A 12,654-nucleotide genomic window follows, 5' to 3' on the forward strand; every position below is an offset into this window, starting at 1 on the left:
CCCCAGTAGAGGGGTCAAAATAGGGTGCAGATTCTCCCTCTTCTAGCGCTTCCGTCTCTAGGAATTCGACCATCATGCAGTTCCACGATTGATTGTGGTTTTCCCCGTCGCGACTGTCTTCGCCGTTAGCTTCGTTGTGTTTCTCGTTGTAGCTGACCAAATCGTGCAGGGTAAACCCGTCGTGGGCAGTGATAAAGTTGATGCTAGCGTGGGGTCGCCGTCCGTTACTTTCGTACAAATCGGAACTGCCGGTAAAGCTGTACGCAAACTCAGAAAGCGTTTCGTCAGTTCCCCGCCAAAAGTCTCGCATCGTATCGCGGTAGCGACCGTTCCACTCCGACCACAGCAAGGGGAATTTTCCGACTTGATAGCCGCCTTCGCCGATGTCCCAAGGTTCGGCGATTAACTTGACATCGCACAACACCGGGTCTTGGTGGATGATATCGAAAAATGCTGCAAAAGTATCGACGCGATGGGTTTCTCGCGCTAACACCGTCGCCAAATCGAAGCGGAACCCATCGACGTGCATCTCCAACACCCAATAGCGCAAGCTGTCCATAATCAGCTTCAATACTTGGGGATGGAAGACGTTGAGGGAGTTGCCGCAGCCGCTGTAATCCATATAGTAGCGGGGATTGTCTGCCATGAGGCGGTAGTAAACGGCGTTGTCGATGCCCCGAAACGAGATGGTCGGGCCCATGTGGTTGCCCTCTCCCGTGTGATTGTAGACCACATCGATAATCACTTCGATGCCGGCAGCGTGCAGGGCTTTGACCATCTCCTTAAACTCATTCACCTGTTGACCGGTGTTGCCGCTAGCACTGTAGCGGGAATAAGGCGCGAGATAGTTGATCGAGTCGTAGCCCCAGTAGTTCCGCAGTCCCTTGGCATCCAAAAAGCCGGGACAGCCGATGAAGTGGTGGACGGGGAGGAGTTCGACGGCGGTAATCCCCAAGGATTTGAGATGGTCGATGGCGGCGGGATGGGCGAGTCCGGCGTAGGTTCCCCGCAAGGCTTCGGGAATGTCGGGATGCAGTTGGGTAAAACCTTTGACGTGTGTTTCGTAGATGACTGTTTTGTGCCAAGCCAGTTGCGGGTGAGTGTCGCCTTCCCAGTCGAAGGATTCATCGATAACAACGGCTTTGGGAACGAGGTGAGAATCGTCTAAGGCACTACGGGATAAGTCATCGTTTTCATCGTCCCAGTCATAACCGAAGATTTCTCGTCCGTGAACCACATCTCCGGCGATGGCTTTGGCGTAGGGGTCGATCAGTAGTTTGGCGGAGTTGAACCGATGTCCCGCTAAGGGTTCGTAGGGGCCGTGAACGCGAAACCCGTACAATTGACCGGGTTTGATGCCGGGAATGTAGCAGTGCCAGATGAAGTTGTAGACTTCTGTCAGCGGCACTCGGGTTTCCCAACCTTTTTTATCGAACAAGCACAAATCAACGCCTGTGGCATTTTCTGAAAAGAGGCCAAAATTTGTGCCTTTGCCATCCCATTTTGAACCCAAGGGATAGGGTTTTCCGGGCCAAACTTTTAAATCCATAGAATCCAAGTTGTAATCCTTTTTATTGAACAATTGCGCTGGTTGAAGTTTTCAGTTTGAAATTTCAATTTGAAAACTATTCAACTTGATACAGAATAAAACTTTGATGCGGTAAGGTTACCGTCGATTCCGGATCTAGTTTTTGGGGCAGCGTCGAACCGTCACCCTTCCACTGAGGATCGGATGAGTCTAGGACTTTTTGCCAGTTTCCTTCTGGCAGTACAAGTTTAGTTGTTTGTGTGGTATCGCTGAAATTGAAGATTGCTAACACTTGGCTGTCGTCAACGCTTCTTCTGAGGGTAATGATTTTTTCACCGTCAAAACTGTTGATTTCAATACTTTGGCGATCGCGGCACTTCAATGCAGGAATTTCTTGGCGAAGTTTAATCAGGGTTCGATACAAATCGAACAACACTTTATGCTTGCCTTCACGGCGTTTTTCCCAGTTAAGCTTAGATTGCAAAAATGTTTTGGGATCTTGTACGTCTGGCGGTTCTCCTGTGTGGTGAAATTCTTTAAACTCGGCTTTTCTGCCCTGGCGAACCCCCTCGACTAAATCTGGGTCGCTGTGGCTGACAAAGTACAGAAATGGAGCTTCTTCGCCGTATTCTTCTCCCATAAATAATAGAGGAATGTAAGGAGAAAGCAATACCGTGCCTGCCGCCAATTTGAGCGCTTCAAAGGAGACCAGTTCTGCCAGCCGTTCGCCTAACATTCGGTTGCCCACTTGGTCGTGATTTTGGCAACAAACGACGAATTGAGCCGGGTCAAAATTCCCCGCCGGACTGCCGTGGTAACGCTGCCGAAATTCCGAATATTCTCCTGCATAAGCAAACCCTTCTTGCAAGACTTTCACTAGGGTTCTGAACTCGCGAAAATCCTGGTAATACCCTCGGTCTTCTTTGGTAATCAGGCTGTGCAAACAGTGGTGAAAATCATCGCACCATTGGGCATTGAGATCGTAGCCGCCTTTGCTGGGAGGATTGATAATCCGAACGTCGTTGAGGTCGCTTTCGGCGATCAAATAAAACGATCGACCTTGCTGTTGGGAAAGTTCTCGGGTTTTTTCGGCTAACTCGGCTAAAAAGTGCTTGGCGGAGAAGTCGTAAATCGCGTGAACGGCATCCAACCTCAGCGCATCAATGTGTAAATCGCGAAACCAGTATAGGGCATTTTCGATAAAGAAATTGCGAACGCCACCGCTGCCAGCATCATCAAAATTGATGGCGTTTCCCCAAGGGGTACGATATTTATCGGTAAAATAAGGGGCAAAATTTGAGGTGTAGTTGCCTTCGGGGCCGAGGTGATTGTAGACGACATCGAGGACAACGGCTAAGCCTTTTTGGTGGCAAGCATCGACTAGGGTTTTCAGGCCGTTAACTGCGCCGTAGGAGTATTGAACGGCGAAGGGATATACGCCGTCGTAACCCCAATTGCGATCGCCCGGAAACTGCGCCACTGGCATAATCTCGATCGCGTTAACTCCCAACTCTTTCAAGTCATCGAGACGGGCAATCATTGCCTCGAAAGTTCCCTCTTCGGTAAACGTGCCAACGTGTACCTCGTACATAATATAGTCGGCGATTGAAATTCCTTGCCAATCGGCATCGTTCCAAGTAAAAGCGCTTTGGTCAACTACTTCTGATGGGTTGTGAACGCCTTGGGGTTGACAGTAAGATGCCGGGTCTGGTCTGGTCGTCTTTCCATCAAGTTGATAGGTATAAAGCGTACCGGGAGATATTCCTTCTGCTGTGACTTGCCAATATCCTCTCGGTTTTTTTTTCAGGGGAATGATTTGTGGTTTTGGGGCTGTGATCTGGACTGCTACTTCTTGTAGCAAGGGAGCCCATACCGTAAATTCACAGCGATCGTTTCCCAGATATGTTGCGCCAATTCTCATGTTTGCCGATTGATTCCATGTAATATCATATTTTTGATCCAAATTAACGATGCAATTTTTTCCATCAATTGCTCGATCGTTCTTTGGATGCCAGCCGCCGACGTTATCCTCGAAGTATGCTCTAGCATTCGATCGTCGTTTTCAATCTGCTGCGATTTTTCAGACTTGCGCTGGCTGGTTGACTGGATTATACCAAAAAACTGACAGTTTGGAAAATTGATTCACATCATTACCCTGTCTCTAGAGAGCGTTGGCACCTCAACAAACCTAGATTGGAGGGAGTTTCAGGAAAATTGAGAGGGGGTAGTTAATATTTTTGACAATTGGCGATCGATTCCTCGAACTTCTGGAGGCAATGCGGCTGTATGTGGCGCGAAAGTAGGGATCATCTCTGCCGCCCCCGTCTTGAGTGATGTTGTCGGATTTTCGACAAAGTGTATAATATTTTACAGACAAAGCCTCTACCGTAAATTTGTGTTTTTATAGTTTCAGCCAGATCGTGCCAGTAAGATCGCATAAATATTAGCAATTTGTGCAAATATTTCAGGTAAATTTTGTTAAACAAATATCGTTTGCCGTTGGATTTAAACTGCTTAACAATATTGATGTTCAACAAATATGTGCTAGATTAATAATAGCATTAAAATTGATGTTTGCTAAGTAAATAAACCAGAAGCTAGTGTAAAATTGGGATTTTAAATGAGCTTGAGAATCTGCGGCAACCGCCAACTCAAAACTCTGCCGGGACTCGCTACTCGCCCCACACCTGCGCGAGTCAGAGAAGCTTTATTTAATATTTGGCAGGGGACGATCGCCGATTGCAGGTGGCTGGATATTTGTACCGGCAGCGGCTCGATGGGTGCAGAAGCTTTGTGCCGCGGGGCTTCGAGTGTCACGGGCATCGAACAGTCGGCGAAAGCTTGTGCGATTATCCGCCAAAATTGGGAGCAAGTAGCAGGTTCGTCTCAGGAATTCCAGATATTGCGGGGAAATGCGATCGCCAAATTGGCCTCATTATCCACACAGCAGTTCGATCGCATTTATTTCGATCCGCCCTACGCTAGCGAGTTGTACGAACCTGTCTTGAATGCGATCGCCAGTCAAGAAATGTTAGCACCAGAGGGCGAAATCGCGATCGAACACAGTCGCACTCGATCGGCTGTCCCCATTTCCGGCCTCGAAATTTGCCGCCAAAAAGTATACGGCAATACAGCCTTAACCTTCTACACTCGCAGTTGTCGATCCATTCCAACGGTGACAGTTGCTCCGGCGACACTACCTGGTGCAACTAAACTGCTATCCTAGAACCGGCCGAGCAACCTGAAAGTTCAATTAAATGCCGTATATTCAACAAATAATCAAACTTTTGTCAGGGTAAAGTTTAGGGTGGGGTTGCCGGAGCAATCTCAGAAATAAATGGAGTTGAAGCTGAAAAATCAGATTTTCGGTTGTAACATAAACTCCAAAGTGTGAGTGTGGATATTCCTAGAGGAGTGAATATGGTTCAGACACCTTCGCGCCATCGCGGCGGCGAGTTTCCGGCTGCTAACTCGGTACAGCCAGTCAAACGCGATACGATTCTGCTGGGAGATAACCTTCCCCTGCCAAATACCAAACTCTTCGGCACAGACGGCATTCGCGGGAAAGTTGGAGAATTGCTGACTGCATCCCTAGCGCTGCAAGTTGGCTTCTGGGCAGGACAAGTTCTCCGCCAAAATTCCCCCAACCAGGGCCCTGTGATTTTGGGGCAAGACAGCAGGAATTCTAGCGATATGCTGGCAGTGGCACTGTCGGCGGGTTTGACAGCCGCTGGTTTGGAAGTGTGGAATTTGGGATTGTGCCCTACTCCCTGCGTTGCTTATCTGGCAAGCGTTTCGGAGTCTGTCGGTGGAGTGATGATTTCGGCTTCTCACAATCCCCCAGAAGATAACGGGATTAAGTTTTTTGGCTCAAACGGCTCAAAGCTTTCGCAGCAGTTGCAGGAACAAATCGAAGCGGGAATCCGGGGGGCTAAGGTTCCGGTTGCTAGCTTCGCTTTGGGACACCACTACCACTGCCCAGAGTTGGTTAAAGATTATGCTGCTTCTGTCTCTAATTCGCTGCAAGGAGTGAATTTGTGCGGAATGCGGGTAGTTTTGGATTTGGCTTGGGGGGCGGCGGCTGGTTTGGCACCGGCGGTATTTGAGAAAATGGGGGCGGATGTGATCTGTTTGCACAATTCTCCAGATGGATCTCGCATTAATGTTAACTGCGGTTCTACTCATCTTGACAGTTTGCAAGCGGCGGTTTTGGAACACAATGCTGATTTAGGATTTGCTTTTGATGGCGATGCTGATCGAGTTTTGGGTGTTGACAACAAAGGTCGATCGATTGACGGCGATTACATTCTTTATCTGTGGGGCCGGCAGTTGCGCGCCTCCGAACAGTTACCGTCGAATTTAATTATTTCTACTGTAATGGCTAACCTCGGCTTTGAGCGAGCTTGGGAACAATTGGGGGGCAAACTAACTAGAACTGCCGTGGGAGATCAGCACGTTCACGCTGAAATGCAGCGCACCGGTGCGATGTTGGGCGGCGAACAGTCGGGACACATTCTTTGTCCGCATTTCGGTATCAGTGGCGATGGTTTGCTGACAGCTTTGCATATAGCTTCGCTGGTGCGCCAATCCGGGGAATCTTTAGCGCAATTGGTAAGCGGCAGTTTCCAAACTTATCCGCAGTTGCTGGTAAATGTGCGGGTGGACGATCGCGAAAAACGCCTGAGATGGCACGAGTGCGAAACTTTGCAAGGGGCGATCGATCGCGCTAAAACCGCAATGGGAGAACAAGGACGGATTTTGGTTCGCGCTTCTGGCACCGAACCGCTGATCCGAGTTATGGTAGAAGCTGCCAGCGCCGAATTAGCTAATTTCTGGACCCAAAATTTGGTGTTGGCTGTTCAGAAATACCAGGCTCTTTGATCTGAAGTCATTAGTTATTAGTCATTAGTCATTAGTCATTAGTCATTAGTCATTAGTCATTAGTCATTAGTCATTAGTCATCAGTCATTAGTCATTAGTCATCAGTGCTGTCGCCTCCAAGCTTTCCGTACAACATCATCAGGAAGAAGGAAGAAGGAAGAGGGAAGAGGGAAGAAGGAAGAGGGAAGAGGGAAAATTATAGAGATTCAGTCTCTTGGTTTAAAACTAATTTCCGATCCTGCTTTGATATTCCTGCTTTGATATTCCTTCTTCCTTCTTCCTTATTCTTCAAATCTCAAATCTCAAATTCAATACTTTGGCGGCAAGTGCCATGATGATTTCTGTTGTGATACCCACCTACAATCGCGAGCAACCTTTGCGAGAGACGCTGGCTGATGCGATTCGGCAAAATTACGATAATTTTGAAGTGCTGGTAATCGATCAAACTCGCACCCACGAATTGGAAACTCAAGTTTATTTACAGGAATTGGCAAATGCTGGCAAAATTCGCTGGTTTTCTGTAGATTGGGCGAGTTTACCCGGTGCTCGAAATTATGCAGTGCGGCGCGCTGCGGGAGAAATTATTTTATTTATTGATGATGATGTACAATTGCCAGATGGTTTTTTGGCGGCTCACGCTGGCAATTATTTGGAAAAACCAGATGTGGGATGTGTGGCGGGCAGGGTTTTTGACAGAATGAAACTGGATAATTCTGTTGGCGATTTGGCGATCGAATATTTGCCTCCACAAGCGATGGATGCTGGCATTGCTTGGTATTTTATCGATTTGGTGCATACAGTCAAACCGCAGCAGGTGCTGTCGGCTAGAGGCTGCAATATGTCGTTTCGCAGGCGGGTTTTTGCTGAGTGGGGTTTGATGTTTGATGAGCGGTTTGCAGGGAGTGCGGTGCGGGAGGAGTCGGATTTTTGTTTGAGGTTGCGATCGACTAACATGAAAATTTGGTACGATCCCAATGCTTGTTTAGTTCACTTGGGGGAAGATAGCGGCGGATGTCATGATGTCAGCACGCGATCGATCGAATATCAAATCACATTTTATCACAACCACTTCCTCATGGGATTGAAAAATTTAACAGCCTTTCAATGCTGGCGATTTTTCGCCAAACTCTTTGACTGCCAAGTTTTGGGAAATCCGCCTTGCCACAAAAGCCGATCGCCCCTTAAAATAATCTTTCGACTTACTTTTTATCTCCTCGGTTTTATCAGTGCTATAAATACAGTAATTCATTCTTTATGGGATGACGGACAAATTTACACCCGTCTAGATAAAAAAGCTTAACGCTCTCATTGCGAATGCAGCGCAGTGAAGTGAAGCAATCGCAGAGGCTGCAGGTAGCACGATCCTTCTCAATCAATAACTAACATAAATTTTCAACACCTATTCTTCCCTCTTCCTTCTTCCTTCTTCCCTCTTCCTTCTTCCTTCTTCCTTCTTCCAATAAATGAGAATCCTCGTTGCCAGCCACACCTATATAGTTGACATAAATCGGGAAAAATTTAAAAAATTAGCCAACTTAGAACCCGATATTGAAGTAACACTTATAGTGCCGAGGCGCTGGAAACCCGGAGGCGTACAAAATAAAATCATAGAAACAGAATTCTGTCAGCAAGGTTCATTTAAAGTAGTTCCTCTTTTCAATTACAGTCAAAACAATCAAGGCTTGCTAACATTTGGCACAGATTTAATTAAAATATTACAAAAATTTAGACCGCAGATTATCCAAGTCGAACAAGGTTCAAAGTCCCTAGCTTGTGTGCAGCTAATATTACTAAATAAACTGCTAAAACTGCAAGCAAAAAATATATTATTTACCTGGTGGAATCTGCCTTATAAATTGAATTGGCCCGTTTCAACCTTAGAAAATTACAATCTTCAGCACACAGACGGAATTATCGCAGGCAACCTAGACGGAGCGAAAATTTTGCGAGCTCGGGGCTATCAAGGCGCAGTGAAAGTAATGCCCCAACTCGGAGTAGATGAAACTTTGTTTCGCCGCACTGGTAAAGACGCTGATTTATTGCGAAAATTCGGCATTAAACCAACGGATTTTGTGGTAGGATTTGTAGGGCGATTTGTCGAAGAAAAAGGACTGCTAACTTTAGCTGAAGCATTAGCAGGATTGAAACAACTCCCTTGGAAGTGGCTGTTAGTAGGACAAGGAAAATTGCGATCGCACCTGGAACAAAAATGTATAGAATGGGGCATCAGTGATCGCATAATTTGGGTAGAAAGCGTTTCCCACGAAGAAATTCCACCTTACATTAACTTAATGAACTGTTTGGTATTGCCATCGCAAACCAGCTATAAATTCAAAACTTTGACTACTGTGGGTTGGAAAGAACAATTCGGCCATGTTTTGATCGAAGCGATGGCTTGTAAAATTCCAGTTATCGGTTCCGATTGTGGCGAAATTCCCCACGTTATCGGTGATGCGGGGTTAATCTTCCCGGAGGGAAATGCGGAGATTTTGCGAGATTGTTTGCAGCAATTGATGGAAGCGCCGGATTTTGCTGTTGATTTGGGCGATCGGGGTTATCATAGAGCGATGAGCAATTATACAAATAAAGCTTTAGCTGAGCAGTTACTAGATTTTTACAAAGAATTGTTGTAACTTTTACCAGCTATAATACAATTGTCAAATAAAAAATGTGGTAAATGTCTATTCCTTCCGAAATACGACCTTTGGTAGACGAACTCTACCAGGTACTAGACGATACCGATCGCCAAGCAACGCAGGGACTTTTTGCACTGAGAAGAGCTATGTCTCTGTTTCCTGAAAATGAAATACTGATGCAATACTTTTCTTCGATCAGTAATTTTCAATTCTGCGTGTCAGGTGTGCGCGTACAAGCAGAGCACATTGTGGGCAATATATTGCTTGCTGGTGTGCCAGATCAAGATGTTCAAAAAGCAGGAGATTATTTAGCAACCTTGCTACATATGGCTCCAGAAGTTAAAATTATGATAGACAAAGTAGTTGAAAGATTAGAAGCATTGCCATGAAACAATTACCAGATGAAAACCTGCTCCTGGAAATCCTTGAAATTGTGAAAGCCACTGAAGCCAAAGCCACTGAAATGTATAAAATTTCCAAAGAAATATCTCACAATACCCAAATTACAGCCACAAAGAGAGAGGAAGCTGAACAGCTAAACGGGCAGCCTTTTCCAGATAATTAAAGATGTATGTACTGCCAAAATTCCCGATCAATCTGGAATAAAACTGTTAAGTTCTTCCACTAGCAGATGCACTGTTGTTGAAGGATTATCAGTTTCAGGATTGGGGCGATCGGATTCAATTAAAAGCCGTTTGGCGTGTTTAATGGCATCCTGCTGTTTGTCTTTTAGTTCCTCATAAATTGTCTCGCTGTTTTTCTGATACTCGTGTCCCAATAACTTAGTTAGCATATTTTGATAATCCTGGCGAGAAATTCCCGTATTATAAAAATGAAAGTGCAGCAAATACCACAATTCAAAAGCATCATTTGAATAAGCTACGTCAATGCCGTTATTTCTTGCAAGAGTTATGGCGGAATTAAAATTCTGCGAGTCGTTAGGATTTTGATGGTTTTTATCGCGATCGAATACGCACCAAAATCGATCGTTTTCGTCGTATTCTGCGTTACTTTTCAACTCAATAGCTTTTTCTACTAAACTCTTAGTATTTTTCCCTTCTCCTTTGATATCAAGTTTGATTACTTTTGTATCTACCGGGAAACTTCTAAAATAGTTGGGTTCTGTTTTCTCGCCTTCACACACGATTAAAAACCATCTTCTACTTTTATCTTTTCGATTGTAGTAATCAATCTTGCTTCGTCGAGACGAACTTTTTTTATTCATGAAGTTGACTTATTAGTTCTTTAAAATTACCAATAAAAGGGATAGCGCCATACTTGCCGATAATGTAATCGCGCTCAAATGAGGTATCTTTTCCGACTTTATACTCTACCAAAGAATACAAATCAGTAGCGCCCTTTTTATCCTTTTCAGTAAACCATATTTGATCCTTGCGAAAAGTCTGGCTGCTGAGCAAGTTTGTGTCGTGTGTAGTGAAGATAAGCTGTGCGTTGTGCGGATTAGTCTCGTTAGAATTGAATAAGCAGATTAATTCGCGAGTAATCAGCGGATGCAGTCTGGCATCAAGTTCATCAATTAATAAAATTTTTCCTGTTCTTAAAGTATCCAGGAGAATGCCGGCTAATGCAAATAGTTTGTTTGTTCCCTCAGATTCATGCTTTTCGATATCGAATAATTCGATAGCACTCTGCTTACCGTCAGCATCATATTTTGGGTGAACTGTTTTTACCGCTAGTTGGATTTCAGAATGAGGGTATAAACTACCATAGGAACCCCCGTAGACTGAGGTATTATCTGAAATAATAAATACAGGTCTATTTTGGATCTGGATATCAGCAATGCCTAAGTCTAATTTTTTGATAAATTCAATAATATCATGTCTGTGGCGATCGCTCTCCAAAGACTGCAAACTTTCCTTGCGGTATTGTCTATCTTGCAAGCCTGATATCAATTGCAAAGTTTTACTGAACCACAGCAATATTTTGCCAGAAAGTTTACCATTAAATTGTGCGATTACAGACAGAAATAAAGCATTATTTCTGGTTTTATCGCTAAGGCCTTGTCCCTCAGGGAAGTCATCTAATATATAATTGTCAAAATCCCGTTCAAACAGCATTTTTTCTTGACTGTCATCGGCTTGAAATAGCCACTCAGAAACAACTTCCCGCGCGTTAACCTCAAAACCGTACCTAAAAGTTTTGCCTTCTAGTAGAAAAACGATTTCAAAGAAAGACGGCTCTTTTTCTGTCTCCGTACTTAGCCTGAATGCTTCAATATCGATCGCCTCTGAAACTTGCGTTTCTTTGGATGAGTTGAGGACAAACCATTTCAGAAAGTTAATAGCAGCGATCAGATTGCTTTTGCCGCTTGCATTAGATCCATAAATAGCTGCTGTTTTCAGCAATCTTAACTTATGACTATTAACTTCAAAGACATTATTTGTGTCAAGCTCTTTTTCCTCCTCAGTAATTGACGAAGCTACCATGCTGAGGGTGACAGTTTCTTTAAAAGATTTGTAATTGCCGACGCTGAATCCAATCAGCATAACGTGCCTCCGATCGCCTAAATTAGTATAAAGTGCCAATTTGGCAATTCTTTCTATAATAACACAACCAGCTAGCTCAACTAACACAAAGCACTAATCATGCGAATCCTGCAAATTATCCCCTCAATTTCTCTGGTCTACGGCGGCCCGAGTCAAATGGTACTGGGACTTTCTGCCGCCCTTGCTTCCCAAGGAGTTGATGTCACAATTATCACTACAAATTCTAACGGAGATATCGGTCAACTTCCGTTAGATGTTCCCCTAAATCAACCAATTAAACAAAACGGCTATCACATTATTTATTTCCGTTGTTATCCCAGCAGCAGATATAAGTTTTCTCTCTCGTTATTGCAGTGGTTGAATGAAAATGCGCGGCAATTTGACCTCGCTCACATTCACGCTCTTTTCTCGCCAGTAACTACCCTGGCTGCGACAATTGCCAGATATCACAATTTGCCGTACATTATCCGCCCCTGCGGTATGCTTGACCCCGCAGATTTGCAGAAGAAAAAGCTTTTAAAACAGGTTTATGGTACACTTTTAGAACGCCCTAATTTAGCAGGGGCAGCGGCAATTCATTTTACTAGCAAGCAAGAAGCTGAAATCTCAGAAAGATTTGGTTTGGACTGCACAGGCATCTTGCCTGTGCCACGGGATTTGGTAATTCCATTGGGTGTGACGGCAGATTGTTACCCTGAAATATTGCCTGATTCGGAAATACCGATCGTATTATTTATGTCGCGAATTGAACCAAAAAAAGGATTAGATTTGTTGATTCCTGCATTAGAAAGTATTTTGGCAGCGGGTATAGAGTTTCACTTTATTTTAGCAGGTTCTAACCCTCAAGATGCAGATTATGAAACACAAATTAAAGTACAAATACAAAATTCAATTTTAGGAAAATCTACAACAATCGCGGGATTTGTTAGCGGTGACGCAAAAGTTGCACTGTTGAGAAAAGCTGACTTGTTTGTGCTGCCTTCCTATTACGAAAACTTTGGGATTGCTGTTGCAGAAGCGATGGCTGCGGGTGTAGCTGTGGCTATTTCCGATCGCGTACATATTTCCGAAGACATCCAGCAAGCAGAGGCGGGCTGGGTGG

Annotated in this window: 11 protein-coding genes; 7 read left to right on the forward strand and 4 right to left on the reverse strand. The window is 44.7% G+C overall.

Translation table 11 applies throughout. From position 1 onward, the window contains the following. Together glgX and treZ are read right to left on the reverse strand one after the other, a co-directional pair. On the reverse strand, positions 1-1,549 hold a 1,549-nt coding region (gene glgX / locus IQ270_RS22825), incomplete at its 3' end, for a glycogen debranching protein GlgX (RefSeq protein WP_193975490.1). A 76-nt stretch (positions 1,550-1,625) separates the two neighbouring features. After that, on the reverse strand, positions 1,626-3,449 hold the full coding sequence (gene treZ / locus IQ270_RS22830) for a malto-oligosyltrehalose trehalohydrolase (RefSeq protein ID WP_193975500.1): 1,824 nt from the start codon (positions 3,447-3,449) through the stop codon (positions 1,626-1,628). Between the two features lie 699 nt (positions 3,450-4,148). On the opposite strand from treZ, the gene rsmD reads away from it, so the two are divergent. From rsmD to IQ270_RS22860, 6 genes are all read left to right on the forward strand, one after another. Beyond that, positions 4,149-4,754, forward strand: coding sequence for a 16S rRNA (guanine(966)-N(2))-methyltransferase RsmD (gene rsmD, locus IQ270_RS22835; protein ID WP_193975491.1), 606 nt, complete (start codon positions 4,149-4,151; stop codon positions 4,752-4,754). Between the two features lie 194 nt (positions 4,755-4,948). After that, on the forward strand, positions 4,949-6,409 hold the full coding sequence (glmM, locus tag IQ270_RS22840) for a phosphoglucosamine mutase (RefSeq protein WP_193975492.1): 1,461 nt from the start codon (positions 4,949-4,951) through the stop codon (positions 6,407-6,409). A gap of 331 nt (positions 6,410-6,740) precedes the next feature. Next, positions 6,741-7,709 (forward strand): hormogonium polysaccharide biosynthesis glycosyltransferase HpsN, encoded by a 969-nt coding sequence (gene hpsN, locus IQ270_RS22845; protein WP_193975493.1) that lies wholly within the window; start codon positions 6,741-6,743, stop codon positions 7,707-7,709. Positions 7,710-7,872: 163 nt separating this feature from the next. After that, entirely contained in the window at positions 7,873-9,042 is a 1,170-nt protein-coding gene (hpsO, locus tag IQ270_RS22850; protein WP_193975494.1) for a hormogonium polysaccharide biosynthesis glycosyltransferase HpsO, read from the forward strand. A gap of 44 nt (positions 9,043-9,086) precedes the next feature. Further along, complete coding sequence (locus tag IQ270_RS22855) at positions 9,087-9,434, forward strand: hypothetical protein (protein ID WP_193975495.1); 348 nt, start codon at positions 9,087-9,089, stop codon at positions 9,432-9,434. After that, complete coding sequence (locus tag IQ270_RS22860) at positions 9,431-9,610, forward strand: hypothetical protein (protein ID WP_193975496.1); 180 nt, start codon at positions 9,431-9,433, stop codon at positions 9,608-9,610. Before IQ270_RS22855 ends, IQ270_RS22860 begins: the two co-directional genes overlap by 4 nt. Before the next feature lie 27 nt (positions 9,611-9,637). On the opposite strand, the gene IQ270_RS22865 is transcribed toward IQ270_RS22860, so the two are convergent. Continuing rightward, positions 9,638-10,189, reverse strand: a complete 552-nt coding sequence (locus IQ270_RS22865; RefSeq protein WP_339384275.1) for an RloB family protein — start codon at positions 10,187-10,189, stop codon at positions 9,638-9,640. Positions 10,190-10,262: 73 nt separating this feature from the next. After that, positions 10,263-11,639, reverse strand: coding sequence for an ATP-binding protein (locus IQ270_RS22870; protein WP_339384276.1), 1,377 nt, complete (start codon positions 11,637-11,639; stop codon positions 10,263-10,265). Between the two features lie 12 nt (positions 11,640-11,651). Between IQ270_RS22870 and hpsP the strand changes: the two genes are divergently transcribed. After that, positions 11,652-12,654, forward strand: a 1,003-nt coding sequence (gene hpsP, locus IQ270_RS22875) for a hormogonium polysaccharide biosynthesis glycosyltransferase HpsP (protein WP_193975499.1), incomplete at its 3' end; no start/stop codon positions are given.

Source organism: Microcoleus sp. LEGE 07076, from assembly GCF_015207455.1.
In the GTDB taxonomy this organism is placed as follows: Bacteria; Cyanobacteriota; Cyanobacteriia; order Cyanobacteriales; family Microcoleaceae; genus Microcoleus.